18 protein-coding genes and 1 pseudogene are annotated in these 16,582 nt (G+C 42.3%); 16 read left to right on the top strand and 3 right to left on the bottom strand.

Annotated features, from left to right (window positions below):
* Nucleotides 1-26 precede the first annotated feature (26 nt).
* On the top strand, nt 27-584 hold the full coding sequence (gene lepB, locus H8S88_RS04885) for a signal peptidase I (RefSeq protein WP_126404045.1): 558 nt from the start codon (nt 27-29) through the stop codon (nt 582-584).
* An 89-nt stretch (nt 585-673) separates the two neighbouring features.
* Here the strand turns inward: lepB and H8S88_RS04890 are convergent, their stop codons facing one another.
* The gene (locus H8S88_RS04890) at nt 674-1,867 is read right to left on the bottom strand and encodes a cation diffusion facilitator family transporter (RefSeq protein WP_236128048.1); all 1,194 of its coding nucleotides are present in this window, start codon (nt 1,865-1,867) and stop codon (nt 674-676) included.
* Nucleotides 1,868-2,065: 198 nt separating this feature from the next.
* Between H8S88_RS04890 and pcrA the strand changes: the two genes are divergently transcribed.
* Entirely contained in the window at nt 2,066-4,351 is a 2,286-nt protein-coding gene (pcrA, locus tag H8S88_RS04895; protein ID WP_236128049.1) for a DNA helicase PcrA, read from the top strand.
* 122 nt (nt 4,352-4,473) lie between these two features.
* On the opposite strand, the gene H8S88_RS04900 is transcribed toward pcrA, so the two are convergent.
* On the bottom strand, nt 4,474-4,686 hold the full coding sequence (locus tag H8S88_RS04900; RefSeq protein WP_080980944.1) for a hypothetical protein: 213 nt from the start codon (nt 4,684-4,686) through the stop codon (nt 4,474-4,476).
* Between the two features lie 149 nt (nt 4,687-4,835).
* Here H8S88_RS04900 and H8S88_RS04905 point away from each other — a divergent pair, with 149 nt between their 5' ends.
* Both H8S88_RS04905 and H8S88_RS04910 read left to right on the top strand, forming a co-directional pair.
* Entirely contained in the window at nt 4,836-6,107 is a 1,272-nt protein-coding gene (locus H8S88_RS04905; protein WP_236128050.1) for a DUF2130 domain-containing protein, read from the top strand.
* A gap of 3 nt (nt 6,108-6,110) precedes the next feature.
* Complete coding sequence (locus H8S88_RS04910) at nt 6,111-6,911, top strand: alpha/beta fold hydrolase (RefSeq protein WP_443032520.1); 801 nt, start codon at nt 6,111-6,113, stop codon at nt 6,909-6,911.
* 192 nt (nt 6,912-7,103) lie between these two features.
* Here H8S88_RS04910 and H8S88_RS04915 read toward each other — a convergent pair whose 3' ends face one another.
* Nucleotides 7,104-8,420, bottom strand: a complete 1,317-nt coding sequence (locus H8S88_RS04915) for an FAD-containing oxidoreductase (RefSeq protein WP_236128051.1) — start codon at nt 8,418-8,420, stop codon at nt 7,104-7,106.
* Between the two features lie 179 nt (nt 8,421-8,599).
* Here H8S88_RS04915 and truB (H8S88_RS04920) point away from each other — a divergent pair.
* The 12 genes and pseudogenes from truB (H8S88_RS04920) to H8S88_RS04970 all read left to right on the top strand — a co-directional run.
* Nucleotides 8,600-8,848, top strand: a pseudogene (gene truB, locus H8S88_RS04920) (tRNA pseudouridine(55) synthase TruB); the annotation flags it as partial.
* A 160-nt stretch (nt 8,849-9,008) separates the two neighbouring features.
* Entirely contained in the window at nt 9,009-9,068 is a 60-nt protein-coding gene (locus H8S88_RS09900; RefSeq protein ID WP_329605525.1) for a hypothetical protein, read from the top strand.
* 44 nt (nt 9,069-9,112) lie between these two features.
* Nucleotides 9,113-9,874, top strand: coding sequence for a hypothetical protein (locus H8S88_RS04925; protein WP_236128052.1), 762 nt, complete (start codon nt 9,113-9,115; stop codon nt 9,872-9,874).
* 214 nt (nt 9,875-10,088) lie between these two features.
* Nucleotides 10,089-10,697 carry a hypothetical protein gene (locus tag H8S88_RS04930; RefSeq protein ID WP_236128053.1) on the top strand — a complete coding sequence of 203 codons (609 nt, stop codon included), beginning with the start codon at nt 10,089-10,091 and terminating at the stop codon, nt 10,695-10,697.
* Complete coding sequence (locus H8S88_RS04935) at nt 10,690-11,118, top strand: hypothetical protein (protein ID WP_236128054.1); 429 nt, start codon at nt 10,690-10,692, stop codon at nt 11,116-11,118. Before H8S88_RS04930 ends, H8S88_RS04935 begins: the two co-directional genes overlap by 8 nt.
* A gap of 1 nt (nt 11,119) precedes the next feature.
* Entirely contained in the window at nt 11,120-11,596 is a 477-nt protein-coding gene (locus tag H8S88_RS04940; protein WP_236128055.1) for a DUF5085 family protein, read from the top strand.
* 192 nt (nt 11,597-11,788) lie between these two features.
* The gene (truB, locus tag H8S88_RS04945; protein ID WP_236128056.1) at nt 11,789-12,685 is read left to right on the top strand and encodes a tRNA pseudouridine(55) synthase TruB; all 897 of its coding nucleotides are present in this window, start codon (nt 11,789-11,791) and stop codon (nt 12,683-12,685) included.
* Nucleotides 12,686-12,689: 4 nt separating this feature from the next.
* Nucleotides 12,690-13,607, top strand: coding sequence for a bifunctional riboflavin kinase/FAD synthetase (locus H8S88_RS04950; RefSeq protein WP_236128057.1), 918 nt, complete (start codon nt 12,690-12,692; stop codon nt 13,605-13,607).
* 127 nt (nt 13,608-13,734) lie between these two features.
* On the top strand, nt 13,735-14,136 hold the full coding sequence (locus H8S88_RS04955) for a Spx/MgsR family RNA polymerase-binding regulatory protein (protein ID WP_040803090.1): 402 nt from the start codon (nt 13,735-13,737) through the stop codon (nt 14,134-14,136).
* Nucleotide 14,137: 1 nt separating this feature from the next.
* Nucleotides 14,138-14,416: a UPF0223 family protein gene (locus tag H8S88_RS04960; protein WP_236128058.1), complete on the top strand. Its 279-nt coding sequence runs from the start codon at nt 14,138-14,140 to the stop codon at nt 14,414-14,416.
* Nucleotides 14,406-15,179 (top strand): inositol monophosphatase family protein, encoded by a 774-nt coding sequence (locus H8S88_RS04965; protein ID WP_236128059.1) that lies wholly within the window; start codon nt 14,406-14,408, stop codon nt 15,177-15,179. Before H8S88_RS04960 ends, H8S88_RS04965 begins: the two co-directional genes overlap by 11 nt.
* Nucleotides 15,176-16,480, top strand: coding sequence for an RsmF rRNA methyltransferase first C-terminal domain-containing protein (locus tag H8S88_RS04970; protein ID WP_236128060.1), 1,305 nt, complete (start codon nt 15,176-15,178; stop codon nt 16,478-16,480). The genes H8S88_RS04965 and H8S88_RS04970 overlap by 4 nt, the downstream gene beginning before the upstream one ends.
* The last annotated feature ends 102 nt before the right edge of the window (nt 16,481-16,582 follow it).

Genomic DNA, 16,582 nt, shown 5'->3' on the forward strand with positions numbered 1-16,582 from the left:
GAAATGAGCTGAAAGGGGGGATAGGAATGTCGAAAAGGGATTTGATTCGGAATATGATCATCATTGGAATATTGGGCTTGGTACTTATTACTTTGCGCCTATTTGTTTTTCAACCATTGTGGGTATCTGATCAAATGGCCAATGCCTCCGTTAAGAAAGATGATTTAGTATTAGCGACTAAAAAGGGGAAAATTGATCGAACGGACTTGGTCCTCTATCATGTAAAAGAGAAACAATATCTTGGACGTGTCATTGCGATAGAGAGCGATGAGGTCAGCTATGTGGATGATGTCTTTTATCTGAATGGTGTAGCTACAGCAGAGCCGTATTTGGACAAGATGAAGACCAAACATTTGGCTGCCCCAAGTGGCGATTATTTTACAAATGATTTTTTCTCTAGAGAACTCAAGGGAACCAAGGCTGGAAAAGTACCTAGTAATAGTTACTTAGTCCTAAATGATGATCGCAACAATACCAAAGACAGTCGTGAATTTGGTTATATTCAAGCAGATCAGATTGAGGGTGTTGTCGATTTCAGATTGTACCCCCTCAATAAATTTGGTTTTATTAAAGAAGAAGAATAGTCCATGAGGACTATTTTTTCTTACAAAAAAGCTACTGCAGAAAGGAATTGCAGTAGCTTTTTGTTCTGGTTAGATTGAGGTAGAGGGATCTATTTTTCTTGTTTACTAGTGATTTGATGAAAGACCTTTTGCCAGTGTTCATGGCGACGCCAGAGACTGGTATGGATCTGGTTATTTAACTCATAGCGAATCAATTTGGTCTTTTGACTGATGGATTCGATTTCGAAATTCTTAAAAGGAATCTGATGCTCTTCTTGCAAACGAACGAGATCCTTTTTGTGGCTTTCTTGGCCAAACTCATCGATGAGGGTGAAGTTGTCTGCTAGGAGGGTTGAATATTCTTGTTGAGCCTGCAAGCGTTCTTCGTAGGTTTTTAGTTTGAGAAGGACATTGTCTAAAATTTCATCTTCTGGGATGGAACTTGGTTCCACATGGACATCAATGTCAAAGATACCAAACTGATCTTTGAGAAGATGTTCGACCTCTTCGGTAATGGCATGGCTCTCATAAACAGAGAGATCTGGATTCATTTCGATGACGACATCTAGATAAATATTACTACCGTAGGTCCGTCCTCGTTGGGATTTTACCCGTCTGACCTTTGGCAATTCCAGAATAGCAGCCTTGTATTTATCAAGAAGACTTTCATCAAATCCATCTGAGAGGCTGAAGGAGGATTCAATGAAAATGTCGTAGGCAGTTTTTAGGATAAAGAAGGTAATAACGATGGCCACTAATTGGTCCACAATCGGATAGTTAAGAGCACTAGCTCCAATCGCAACAGAGGTTCCTAAAGAAGTGACCACGTCAGACAGGTTATCTTTAGCAGCAGCATTGAGAGCCTTGGACTGGGCTTTCTTGGCTAAAGTGCGGTTATGAAGATAGACCGCAAACATGACAAGGGCTGACCCAACTCCAACAATGGCTCCTAAAGGATCAATAACAGTTGTTTCCCTGCTGAGGATTTTTTGAACCGTATCTCGTAGGACATCAAAGCCCACATAAAACATGATGATGGAAGTTACCAGGCTAGCTAGATCTTCAATCTTCCAATGACCAAATCGATGGTCGCGGTCAGCTGGCTGGCGGGCCATGCGAATGCCAATGAGAAGGGCGACATTACTGATAATATCGGATAAGTTATTAAAACCATCCGCGACCAAACTGGAGGAGTGAAGCAGGTGGCCTGTTGCTAATTTGGCAGCGGAAAGAATCAGGTAGGCGACAATACTGATCAAGGCTCCACGTTCGGCTAGTTTTAAATTACTTTGTGATTGATTCACTTAGACCTCCTCCAGACTTCTGTAGATTTCCTCCTAAGCGACAAACTTGGATCGTTGTTGATGAGGAAATGTTCGTTCTTCTTAAGGCTTTATTATAGCCTTTTTGAGTGTAAAATTCAAATGATGCCAACTGTTTCCAAAAGGAGAAAGGGCGAAAATGTGGTATAATAGAACGATTGAATGAATGAGGAGTATGAGATGAATCCTTTATTGAATGGTATGAATGATCGCCAGGCAGAGGCGGTCCAAACGACAGAAGGTCCCCTCTTGATCATGGCGGGGGCAGGTTCTGGTAAGACACGTGTCTTGACCCATCGGATTGCTTACTTGATTGACGAAAAAATGGTCAATCCTTGGAATATCTTGGCTATTACCTTTACCAATAAGGCCGCTCGGGAGATGAAAGAGCGGGCTTATCAGTTGAATCCAGCAACCCAAGATTGCTTGATCGCCACCTTCCACTCCATGTGTGTGCGTATCCTTCGCTACGATGCGGATCACATTGGTTACAATCGTAACTTTACCATTGTTGATCCAGGTGAGCAACGAACACTGATGAAACGGATTCTCAAGCAGTTAAACTTGGATCCTAAGAAATGGAATGAACGAACCATTTTGGGAACTATATCCAATGCCAAGAATGACTTAATTGATGAAGTGGCCTATGCTGCCCAGGCTGGAGATATGTATACCCAGATTGTCGCCAAGTGCTATGAGGCTTACCAAAAGGAACTCCGTCAGTCAGAAGCGGTAGACTTTGATGATTTGATTATGCTGACCCTGCGTCTTTTTGATCAAAATCCAGATGTGCTGACCTATTACCAGCAGAAGTTCCAATACATCCATGTGGATGAGTATCAAGATACCAACCATGCCCAATACCAGTTGGTCAAACTCTTGGCTTCACGCTTTAAAAATATCTGTGTCGTTGGGGATGCCGACCAGTCTATTTATGGCTGGCGGGGAGCGGATATGCAGAATATCCTGGACTTTGAGAAGGATTATCCTGATGCCAAGGTCGTTTTGTTAGAGGAAAATTATCGTTCCACTAAAACCATCCTGCAAGCAGCCAATGATGTCATTAAAAACAATAAAAATCGTCGTCCTAAGAATCTTTGGACCCAAAATGCTGACGGGGAAGAGATTGTCTACTACCGGGCCAATGATGAGCAGGATGAAGCGGTCTTTGTTGCTAAGACCATTGAGGAGCTCAGTCGCGAAGCGGGTTACAAACACCGTGATTTTGCTGTTCTCTATCGGACCAATGCCCAGTCACGGACTATTGAAGAAGCCTTGCTCAAGTCCAACATTCCCTACACCATGGTGGGGGGCACCAAATTCTACAGCCGGAAGGAAATTCGAGATGTCATTGCTTATCTGAACTTGATTGCTAACCTCAGTGACAATATCAGTTTTGAGCGCATTATCAATGAACCCAAGCGGGGAATCGGGCCAGGTACAGTGGATAAGATTCGTGATTTTGCTCAAATGCAAGAGTCTTCACTTCTAGATGCTTCAGCCAATATCATGCTATCAGGCATCAAAGGAAAGGCTGCCCAAGCCATCTGGGACTTTGCCAATCTCATTCTTGATTTGAGAGAAAGATTGGACCAGCTGACCATTACAGAGTTGGTCGAAGAAGTCCTTGACAAGACAGGCTACATGACGGCCCTAACCAATCAAGGAAATTTGGAAAGTCAGGCCCGCATCGAGAATATCCAAGAGTTCCTATCTGTTACCAAGAATTTTGATGAAAATGGAGAGACCGTCAAAGACGAATCAGGTGTGGAGACCTTGAGTCGTTTCTTGAACGATTTGGCTTTGATTGCCGATACAGATGATGGAGCGCAAGAGACCTCAGAAGTCACCTTGATGACCCTTCACGCGGCTAAAGGATTGGAGTTTCCAGTCGTCTTCTTGATTGGGATGGAAGAAAATGTCTTTCCTCTTAGTCGAGCAGCTGAGGATCCAGATGAGTTGGAAGAAGAACGTCGCTTGGCTTATGTAGGGATCACACGGGCAGAGAAGGTTCTCTTCTTAACCAATGCCAATTCACGTTTGCTCTTTGGACGGACCAGCTACAACCGCCCGACGCGTTTTATCAATGAAATTAGCTCGGATTTATTGACCTATCAAGGATTAGCGCGTCCAGCCAACACTAGCTTTAAGGCTTCGTATAGCAATGGAGGTGGAACGACCTTCGGAAAAGGAATGAGCCTGTCGCAAGCCCTTCAAGAGCGCAAGAGACAAGTAGCCCCAAGTGCCCTCACGTCATCAAGCCTCCCCTTTGGCAATAGCAACCGTTCTAGCACCAAAGAAAGTGTCGCTTGGGCCATTGGTGATATTGCCATTCACAAGAAGTGGGGAGAAGGAACTGTGCTTGAAGTATCTGGTAGTGGCAACACCCAAGAGCTCAAGATCAACTTCCCAGAAGTGGGTCTCAAAAAACTCTTGGCCAGTGTTGCTCCGATTGAGAAGAAATAAACTAAAGCCAGTAAGCCTAGCTTGCTGGTTTTGTCCTTTTATCAACTTCCCTTAGGTGAGGGCGGACGGTAGCGACTCCCTTTGGGATTCCATACCTTAGATTTGAGCCTTCCGTCTCAAATCTACCGAGAGAGTGGGACAGAAATCGGTAATTCGTTAGAATTCGATTTCGTCGTCCCACCTCCGCACAGTTGAGTAGGGTTGTAAAAGCTGATAAAATCAGCGTAGTAGAGCCCACTCAACCACTGCGTCTTGCTCGATAATCCAAAGACAATTGAGAGGCTAGGACTTTTGTCCCAGCCTCTTTTCTCACGGCGGGAAGTTTCAATGGTCATCGTTCTGCTTTCTCAAATGCTCTCATTTACTCTATTCATTGCCATAAACTTGATTGTGGAGGGAAATAGTAGGAGCAAGCCTCGTTTGCTGGTTTTGATTTTACTGGTGGCATGATATAATATACTAAGAATAGAGAAAGAGGCATGCTATGAACGAAATCAAGTGCCCCAACTGTGGGGAAGTTTTTACAGTCAATGAAAGTCAATACAGCGAACTCTTGTCACAGGTACGGACAGCGGAGTTTGACAAGGAAATTCATGAGCGAATTCGCCAAGAGTTGGCTTTGGCTGAGCAAAAGGCCCTTAATGAGCAACAAGAGAAGTTAGCAAAGAAGGACCAAGAAATTGCCCAGTTACAAAACCAGATTCAACAGTTTGATACTGAAAAAGAATTGGCCAAAAAAGAGGTGGAGCAAACCGCTAGCCAAAGTCTGCTAAAGAAAGAAAAAGAAGTGCAAGCACTGGAGAATCAGTTGGCCACTTTGCGCTTGGAGCATGAGAATCAACTGCAAAAGACTTTATCTGCACTGGAAAAAGAGCGAGACGAGGTTAAGAATCAGCTAGCCTTGCAAGAAAAGGAAGCAGCACTCGCCCAGACTTCTCTCAAAGAGCGCTATGAGGTAGAGCTGCGGCAGAAAGACGAGACCATAGAGTTCTACAAGGATTTCAAAGCTAAGCAGTCTACTAAGATGATTGGCGAGAGTTTGGAACAGCACTGCGAGTATGAGTTTAACAAGAATCGTATGGCTATGTTTCCACGAGCTGAGTTTGGCAAGGACAATGATGCAAGAACTGGCAGCAAGGGTGACTACATTTACCGTGAGGTGGATGAAAATGGTATAGAAATCCTCTCTATCATGTTTGAGATGAAAAATGAAGGCGATGAGACAGCGACCAAGAAGAAAAACGAGCATTTCTTCAAAGAGCTGGATAAGGACCGGCGGGAGAAAGGTTGCGAGTATGCTATTCTGGTGACACTTCTTGAGGCTGATAGCGAGCTCTACAATTCGGGTATTGTCGATGTGTCCTACGTCTATGAGAAGATGTATGTTATCCGGCCTCAGTTCTTCTTGCCCATGATTACCCTCTTGCGCAATGCGGCTCTTAATTCTCTTAAATACAAGCAAGAACTAGCACTTATCCGTGAGCAAAATATTGACATCACCCACTTTGAAGAAGATCTAGACGCCTTCAAGGTTGCCTTTGCTAAGAACTACAATTCAGCCTCCGTCAACTTCGGTAAGGCCATCGATGAAATCGACAAAGCCATCAAGCGAATGGAAGAAGTCAAGAAATTCCTCACCACATCAGAAAATCAACTCCGCCTCGCTAATAATAAGTTGGATGATGTATCAGTCAAAAAATTGACCCGCAAAAATCCAACCATGAAAGCTAAATTTGATGCTCTGAAAGGAGAATAATCTTTGTATTCAGCTAAGAACGCTACCTTGTCCATGAATGGGAAAACCATGGACTATGTGACATTTGGTAAAGGTAAGCAACCATTAGTGATCATACCAGGCTTGGGGGATGGGCTTCAGACCGTTAAAGGAAAGGCCCAGCTCTTTTCCCTCTCTTATCGTTTACTTGCTAAACGCTATAAAATCTATGTTTATTCTCGAATCAATGAGCTGAGACAGGGCTATACGACGCGAGATATGGCAACAGATGTAGCAGAAGCAATGGAGACACTAAACCTAGATACCGCCTATGTCATGGGGATTTCACAAGGTGGAATGATTGCCCAATGGTTGGTGGCGGATTTCCCTGAAAAGGTTCAAAAGCTCATCTTAGCCGTGACCACTGCAAAACCTAGTCAACTTGCTAGAGAACGAATTGAGCATTGGCAAAAACTTAGTCAATCTGGAAATTTTAAGCATCTCATGCTGGATATTGCAAAGCATTCCTATACGCAAAAGAGCTATCAAAAGTGGCGGTTTCTTTATAACATTATGGGGCGCTTGGGACGAATGAAAGATGAGAAACGAATTGCCATTCAGTCTCAGTCTTGCTTGGAACATAATAGCCTTAAGGTCTTAAAAGAAATTCAATGTCCGACCTTGGTCCTTGGTGCGCTTGAAGATGATGTGATCGGTGTGAACGACTCCAAGGAACTGGCAAAAGCGATTTCGGGTTGTCAGCTCCTTATTCTAAAGCATTCTGGGCATGCTCTTTATGAAGAAAATAAAGCATTTCAAGAGGCTGTCTGTGAATTCTTAAACTAAAAAAGAGAGTGGGACAGAAATCGGTAATTCGTTAGAATTCGATTTCGTCGTCCCACCTCCGCACAGTTGAGTAGGGCTGTAAAAGCTGATGAAGTCAGCGCAGTAGAGCCCACTCAACCACTGCGTCTTGCTCGACAATCCAAAAATAATTGAGAGGCTAGGACTTTTGTCCCAGCCTCTTTTTTATGTTAGTTAAATCGCAAAGAGATCGTTTAGGTTTTCTGCCATGGTTGGGTGGGTAAAGATTTGTTTTGCGATGTAAGTATAAGGGATCTTGTTGTCCATGGCCATGGTGATCAAGTTGATAAGTTCGCCTGCAGCTTCTCCAAAGAGAGTCGCTCCAAGGATTTCTTTGGTTTCTGGGTTGACCACGGCTTTGAAGGCACCTCGAAGATCTGCATTAACATGTCCACGAGGCATGGCAGCAACAGGTAATTCTTTAACAGCAACTGGAAGTCCTTTGTCGCGTGCTTCTTGCTCGGTCAAGCCGACTTGGGCAAGTGGAGGAGCAATAAAGAGTGTTGTCGCATAATTTCTACGAGTTTCGAGATTGTAGCTACCATCGCCTGTAAGGTAGTTGAAGACAATGCGGAAGTCATCGAGTGACATATAGGTGAATTGAGGACCACCATTGACATCCCCAACTGCAAAGACACCAGGGACGCTGGTTTCCAAATGACGGTTAACTTGGATCGCTCCACGATCAGTGACTTGGATGTCTGTGTTTTCAAGACCAAGTCCAGCTGTGTTTGGTTTCCGTCCTGTTGCGTAGAGAAGGATATCAAACTCAAATTCTCCCTTATCCGTTACAACGGTTAAGCTGTTTTGGCCATCTTTGATTTCTTGGGTATGAACGCCTTGCAAGAATTGAATGCCATCTTCTTCCAGGTAGCCTTTGGCAAGAGCTGCGATGCTTGGCTCGATCCGTGGCAAGAACGTGTCCGCAGCATCCAATACTGTTACTTGGCTGCCCAAGGTATTGTAGAGGTGGGCAAATTCCAATCCGATTGGTCCACCACCAAGGACGCCCAGGCGTTTTGGTAGGTTTTCCAAACGTTGAATACCGGTTGAATCAACAGCAAATTTACTTTCAGCCAATCCTGGGATTGGAAGAATAGTTGGCACAGCTCCAGTATTAATAATAATGGTTTCAGCTGTCAATTCTTCCTTTTCATCTCCAGCTTGAATTTCAATGACCTTGTTGGAAAGGAAACGAGCAGTCGCATCGATTATGTCTACACCAGTTCCAGCAATGGTTGCGTAGTTCTTGCCATTGAGACGAGTAGTGACTGCATTTTTTTCGCTCATAGCTTGTTCAAAATCCAAGCCTTTTTCCGCTGCGACGATCAAGGTCTTAGTTGGAATACAAGCGATATTGATACAAGTACCACCATACATAGACTTGCTCTTTTCAATCAGAGCAACTTTTTTTCCTTGGCTTGATAATTTCGCTGCGAGTGTTTTACCAGCTTTACCAAATCCAATAACAATAACATCATACATTAACATATGTTACACCTTCTTTCGTTTTCTATTGTATCAAACCCATTTTAAAAAGTCTGAAATCTGCTACGGGATTTTTTTGAAGCTCATGGGAAGAGGGAACAGAGACAAGAAGTCTCGTTTCATGGTATAATAAAGGGTCGGTGACTAGGGTGATCACACATGAGCTAGAAAGAGCAAATCAGATAGACGGAATTATCAATGTAAAAAAAGAAGCAGGGATGACTTCACATGATGTGGTCTTTAAACCGCGAAAAATCCTAGGAACCAAGAAGATCGGTCATGGGGGAACGCTGGATCCTGATGTGGTGGGAGTGCTTCCGATTGCAGTTGGAAAAGCGATCCAGATGGTCGAATTTATGCAAGATGAAGGCAAAATCTATGAAGGAGAAACCACTTTGGGCTTTTCTACCACGACGGGGGATGCAAGTGGGGTTTAAAAGGAGACTTTCAATCTGCCATGGAAAATATGTCCAAATATAATTTGAAAAAAATGGGGGCAGATTAAGAGATTATACATTTTTAATATCAAGCTTTGAGCTATTAAAAGTTTCCATTTTACCGATTGGGAGTGTTGTTCGGGTGAGAGAAGGTGTGGAGTCTGTCATGATTGTTAATCATTGTCCAGATACTAAAAAGCAGAGGCAAAAATGAAACTAGGACCATTTGGATTGGGCTTATTAATGGGGGGGTAAAACATGGAAATACAATTAAAATTACGTGGAAACTCAGAAGGATTTATCCTTGAGTCAAAATTACCTGATGATGAACATTGGACTGAAAGAATTGAAATCGTTCAAGAAGAGGAAGGTTATCGTCTCTATGCAAAAGATGTAGAAATTCTTGTCTTGAAAGCATCAGAATACATTTCTAAAAAGAAAAGAATAGTCGCAAGAGGGTTAAATAAGGATTTGATTTATTTTGAAGAAGAAAGATTTGAACATTTATGGGAACAAGCATACTGGCATGGAGTTTTTCAATTCAATTTAAACAACTATGAAATGACGCGTGTAGGTTCAGGTAGTAAAGGAGATATTTTACCTGTCACAAAAGATGGCATTCCGATTGCCGTTTATGCTGCAAGTAACATTGCAATTGCTGGAAAGAGAAACTTTTCTCTCTATACTGAAAATATTGACGAAATTGACAATTTACTGATGTTATATGTAGTTAAATATATTAGGGGATATGACTTTTTAGATATTGATTCTTTATCTGCAAGATATCGTTACTTTTATCAATTCAGTGATCGTTCAGCTCTAACGAAGGAACATTTAGATATGCTTCCAGAGGCTAGAAAACCTTCTAAGTTAGAGGCGTTTATCATTTATTTTTTATCAGCCTTCTTTGTTGTGGGTATCAGTTTGGTATCATTACGCCCTTTATTCTCATTTTTAGTAGCAATACTGATACATTTTATTTATACTATCATAAAGAATTGGAGAGATAGAGGTGAATAGTAGGGTATTTACCTATAGATTTGTTATTGATGCTACATTAAAAGGAATCTTAAAAAGGTGTCACTATCCTGATTAAAGGCATGAGAGGATGGTTTAAATGATATTGGAACGAATTAAAAAAACGTTTGAATTTTAACAAAGCAAAATAAAAGGCCCCGTTCCTCTGTGGGGTGTATTAAATGGGATTTTTATTTTATATCCTATAGCCTTTTTTATGTTTATGGCAGGAGGGTTAGAGGTTCTAAAAAATGAGGACTTATATCAAGGACTGCTTATTGCAGGGATTGTTGTTTGGGTTTTAAATTTAGTATTTTTACTGGATCTAAAGCGAGGGATTTTGACCAGTTTTGGAACCTATCTCATGTATTTGACTGGTCATGTTTATACTATTATTGGATTTAGTAGTTTGAGTGGGGACCATAACTTTATTGTTCTAAAGTTATCTCTCCCCCTTATCTATGCCCTTGTAATTATTATCGTCATGAGCTGTTTGGTTGACTTGGACTCTGAAGAAATTATTTCGGAGAAGGCTGGGAAAATTATGCTTAACTATGTGATGGGGCCACCTTTAATTTTAAGCACTTGCTTTATTTTAGTGGGAGTGTTTGGTTATGATTTTTTAATGGGCTGGGGAGTATCTTTACTCTTAATGGTTTTTGGACAATTTCTGTACGCAACTTGGTTTTATATTATCTACGCATACCAACACCGTCATGATATTGAGGAAACAAGACCAATTAAGCATATAGAAGTTTCTTCGGATTTGATTCAAAATAAAGAATTTGATAAAAATAGATTTAAAAAGGAAAAGAAACATGACTAAAGAAATCCAGATTCATATGGAACATTTGATGACAGACCAGGTCTATATTCGTGGAGAAGAGTTATTAGAGTTGTTTGTCCACACAGAACTCTTACCCTACACCAATGGCATCTATAAAGATGGTCCGACCATTTTTGAAATGACTCCAACTCAATTTGACGAAGAAGAACAGGACGTTACCATTTATATACCTGTCATTTCTGAAACAAACTCAACGAGCCAACTAAGGTATCAAGCTAGTTTAAGTATTGAGGGTATCAGTAAACGTGTACCTTTTGAAGATGGTTTGGACCAGTCCATCTACGAGATGAAGGATTACATCAGAGAGCACGGTTGGGAATTACAAGATAAGTTGTATCTGGTCTTGATACCTGTTTATGATGATTTGTTTGTAGATTTGATTATCCCAGTGGAGAAGTAAAATGGCAGAAATTACATATGGTATGAATCAATCATTAATGATGAGTAATGTCTTAAGTATCGATTACAACATTGCTGGTGATGAAATTGCAGTAGCCTTTCAAGATATGGTTCAAACAGCCGTAGCGGCTGGGTATACCCCAAAAAGCAATCCCTTTTACTCATGTCCTCATATCGGAGAGTTGGATGATGGGACATACAATATAACAGTCTATCTTCCCGTTCATGAGGATTATTTAGGAGAGAATGAATTACTTGAAGGGACTGCTTATAACAGTTATTTTTTAGTTCCTAGAATGGTAGGAACTAGAGTTACTGGGGAGGAAGCAGTTAACTTTGATAAGGCTATATACGGTTTAACCAATTTATTGATTGACAATGACTTAGAAGAATCTACACCCATATTTTATATTTCAAGTAAGATAAATGATGTTTTATATACAGATATCATGGTAGGGGTTCGAGATAAAATGAATTGAGTTTTGATAAATTAAATTCGGTTACATGGGAAATATGAAATAACAGAAATATAGTTAAAGCATTAAATGAAGCTTATTTCATTTTCAGTTTTGCTTATACTATTATTCATTATTTTGGTTTTTACTGGTATTTTAAAGAAATAATAATTACTTATTTACTACATGAGAAAAAGTGAAACTAGAAAGCAACACATGAACGGTATTATCAACTTAAAAAAAGAAGCAGGGATGACCTCGCATGATGCGGTTTTTAAACTGCGTAAGATATTAGGGACTAAGAAGATTGGCCATGGTGGGACCTTGGATCCAGATGTTGTGGGCGTTTTACCCATTGCTGTAGGGAAGGCGACTCGCATGGTAGAGTTTATGCAGGATGAGGGTAAGGTCTACGAGGGGGAAATCACTTTGGGATATTCTACAACGACCGAGGATGCTAGTGGGGAAGTCGTAGAGCGGACCCCAGTGGAAGCCCCTTTAGATGCAACAGAGGTGGACCGCATGATTGCCCAGATGGTGGGAGAAATGGAGCAGATACCGCCTATGTACTCAGCAGTCAAGGTCAACGGACGTAAGCTCTATGAATATGCGCGGGCAGGAGAAGTAGTGGAACGCCCTGTCCGACAGGTGACGATTTATGACTTTACGCGCATCGGTGAGATTAGCTACGAGGAAGGACTAGCCCGTTTTCGCTTCCGGGTCAAATGCAGCAAGGGGACCTATATCCGGACCTTGTCGGTGGATTTGGGCCAAAAGCTAGGCTATGCAGCCCATATGTCCCATCTGACCCGAACCAGTGCTGCCGGTTTGTCACTGGATGATGCCCTGACCCTGGAAGAAGTGGCTGAAAAAGTAGGGCAAGGAGATTTGAGCTTCCTTCATCCACTTGAGATTGGAACTGGGGATTTGGAAAAAGTAGAGCTGACAGCCCAAGAGGTTGGCGAAGTCCAAGTGGGACGCTTTATTCCAGTTGAGAGCGAAGCCAGAGAGTTAGCTGCGTTTTACCAAGGGAAATTGGTAGCCATTATGGAAAAAAGGGAAGAACTTTACAAACCTCGCAAGGTTTTTCTGACAGAAAGTGTGTTACAATAAATTTATGAACATTTGTTATGTAACTAGTGAAAAAGAAATAAAAGCTCAAGCAGATACCGTTCTTGTCTTGGGCTATTTTGACGGTCTCCATCGAGGTCATCAGGAGCTCTTTCGGACAGCTCGTACCATTGCTGATGAGCAAGGACTTCGAGTAGCTGTTTTGACCTTTCCAGAATCCCCAAAGCTGGCTTTTGCCCGTTACCAACCAGAACTACTCCTCCACCTCCAAAACCCAGAGGAGCGCTTTAAACGAATGGAAGAACTGGGAGTCGATGATCTATATCTTATCGATTTTACCAGTGATTTTGCGGCTCATACGGCCCAAGAATTCGTTGCGGCCTACCTAACTGCACTTCGGGCACGTGTCTTAGTGGCAGGTTTTGATTATAGCTTTGGTAGCGACAAGAAAGTAGCTAGTGATTTGGGAACCTATTTTAAGGGTCAAGTCATCGTCGTTCCACCTGTCCTAGACCAGGGCGAAAAAATCAGCTCGACCCGTATTCGGCAGGCCATTTCATCAGGCCAGGTTAAAGAAGCAGCTGATCTTTTAGGTTATCCCTTATCCAGTCGTGGCATTGTAGTCCATGGGGATGCACGAGGTCGTACCATTGGTTTTCCAACAGCCAATCTGGCGCCGATCGATCGCACCCATCTCCCTCAAGATGGTGTTTATGTCGTCGAAGTAGAGGTGCTAGGGGAACGTCACCGGGGGATGGCTTCTGTAGGGAAAAACTCGACCTTTGATGGGACGGAACTTCGCTTTGAAGCCAATATCTTTGATTTTTCAAAAGATATTTATGGACATACGATTCGGATTTTTTGGTTAGACAAGATTCGAGAAATGGTCAAATTTGATAGTGTAGAAGCGCTTGTGGAACAACTGCGTCAGGATGAGATCCTGGCTCGTCAATGGACCAGATAATTTTTGTTAGAAATTCTCCCTTAAGGGGAGAATTTTCTTTGTCTAAATTAAAAAATCACTATGCAAGCACGGAATAATTTTGTATAATAGAGTTAGCTAAGTGTGTCCAGAAAAAGAAGAGAAGAACATGATTACATTATTTTTGTCTCCTAGTTGTACATCCTGTCGAAAGGCCCGGGCTTGGTTAGAAAAACATGAGGTTCCTTTTAAGGAACACAATATTATGACGAGTCCTTTAACAACTGAGGAGTTGCGTAATATTTTAGCTCTAACTGAGAACGGTACAGACGATATTATTTCAACTCGTTCTAAGATTTTTCAGAAGCTAAATGTTGATGTAGAGGATTTATCGATTTCTGCTTTGATCAAGTTGATTGAGGAAAATCCTAGTCTTTTGCGTCGCCCAATTATTCTAGATAAAAAACGGATGCAAATTGGTTTTAATGAGGATGAAATCCGTGCATTTCTCCCTCGAGGATATCGTAAGGAAGAGTTAAGATCTGCTACACTAAGAGCGGAGATCCATTAATATGAATAAGAATTATAGTTACCCACTCGATTTATCGTGGAGCACTGAAGAGCTTGCTTCGGTGCTTTCTTTTTTTAATCAGATTGAACAAGCCTATGAACAAAAGGCAGATGCCTGCATCTACCTAGAAGCCTATAAGGCCTTTAAGAAAGTTGTCCCAAGTATTGGCGAAGAAAAGCGTCTGGGCAAAGAATTTGAAGAAGTCAGCGGCTATTCACTTTATCGTGCAACCAAAGTTGCGAAAGAAAAAGGGGAAGGATGGTTTTCGATTGATCAATAAATTAGAATTTGCTAAGACCATTGTCAAAGAAGCAGGAAGCTATCTTAGAGAGCACCTGCATGACCAGCTAGCAATTACAGTCAAAACAAATCCCACGGATTTGGTAACTCAAATGGACCAAGAAGTGCAAGCAACCCTGGTTGGCAAGATTTTAGAAGCCTATCCAGAAGACCACATTTTTGCGGAAGAGGATGACCTTCGTGCACCTATTCGTTCCGGTAAGGTCTGGGTGATTGATCCCATTGATGGGACCAATAATTTTGTGACCCAAAAAGAAGACTTTGCCGTTATGGTCGCCTATTTTGAAGAAGGGATTGGCCAGTTTGGCTTGATCTATGATGTCATGCGAGATCATCTCTTTTTTGGTGGAAAGGATTTTGGGGTCTTTTGCAATGAGCAAGAACTGCAACCCTTTCAAAATCGTCCCCTTAGTGATTTATTAGTGGCTTCCAATGTTGGCATGCTCAAATCCAACGCTTGGGGCATGGCGGATCTGGGGGCAGAATGCTTAGGAATTCGGGTTTATGGGAGTGCTGGTATCAGCTTTACCAAGATTTTATCTGGTGGTATTTTAGGCTACTTTAGCTATATTTGGCCATGGGACTATGCAGCAGCAGCCATCATGGGCGAGTGCCTAGGTTACTCTGTTTTGACTCTAGAAGGGAAAGAGCCTAACTATGAGACTTTGGAGCCCATCATGATGATCCCAACCTGTAAGCTAGATGAGATTCAGCCTTTTTTGACGAAAGGAACACACGCATGACCTTTCCTCAAGGATTTAAAGAAAAATATGATCAACTACTTGGAGAGGAGGCTGAGGCCTTCTTTCAAACCTTTGACGAGTCGGCCGTATCTGCCTATCGAACTAATCCATTAAAGGCGGAGCAAATCAGTGGCGATGACCCTATTCCAGGCATGCCTTGGAGTTACTATGGCAAGGTGTCGGGAAAATCGATTGCCCATGTCACTGGACTGGTCTATTCGCAAGAACCGGCTGCCCAAATGGTGGCCCAAGTAGCCCATCCAAAACCAGGTATGAAGGTCTTGGATCTTGCGGCAGCACCGGGTGGCAAGACGACCCACTTGCTCTCTTATTTAGACAATCAAGGACTCCTCGTTTCCAATGAAATCCACAAGGGCCGCTCCAAGATTCTGGTTGAGAATGTCGAACGTTTTGGAGCCCGTAATGTCGTGGTGACCAATGAATCAGCTGATCGCTTGGCTAAGGTTTTTCCAGCCTATTTTGATTTGATTGTTTTGGACGCACCATGTTCTGGTGAAGGAATGTTTCGAAAGCAGCCAGATGCTATGGACTATTGGCATCCTGATTATCCAGCCCAATGTGCTGGTCTCCAGAGAGAAATCTTAACAGATGCCCTCAAGATGCTGGCACCAGGAGGGCAACTAGTTTATTCGACTTGTACCTGGGCACCAGAAGAGAACGAAGAAATTGTCTCTTGGCTCTTAGACGAATATGAGCTGGAATTGCTACAGATTGAAAAAATTAATGGCATGGTAGAAGGGATCGGACATCCTGAAACAGCCCGTATGTATCCCCATCGTTTCAAAGGGGAAGGGCAATTTGTAGCCAAATTCCTTTATCAGGGAGAGCCTGAAGTCAAGAAGATCAAGGAAGGTCGTTCCAATCTAACGGCTGAGCAGAAAAAGTTGTGGCAAACTTTTGCCAAGGACTGCTTGGCCATGGACTTGGAGGGCCTCTACCAATGTTTTGGAGATCAGCTTTATCTCTTGCCGGTTGGACTTCCTGATTTAAAAAAGGTCAAGATTGCTCGTAATGGCTTGCATCTTGGAACCTTTAAGAAAAATCGCTTTGAACCTAGCTTTGCTTTGGGCTTAGCTCTGAAGCCAGATCAAGTGAAGAAAGCGGTCAGCTTATCGGATCAAGACTTCATCAAGTACGCAGCTGGGGAGACCATTCAACTGGAGCAGGACTATACTAATGGATGGTATCAGGTCTTAGCTGGAGGCAATGGTTTAGGCTTTGCTAAAGTAACGGGACGGACCTTGAAAAATTTCTTTCCAAAAGGCTTGAGATTTAGATAAATTATTAGGAAATGCGGTCTTTCTATGTTATAGTGGAAATAGAGTGATTCTTGCTAGAATACTAGAAGATGACCAAGTGTTTAGAGATAAAATTTAAACGAT

The organism is Streptococcus sp. GS001, assembly GCF_021595565.1.
GTDB lineage: Bacteria > Bacillota > Bacilli > Lactobacillales > Streptococcaceae > Streptococcus > Streptococcus xiaochunlingii.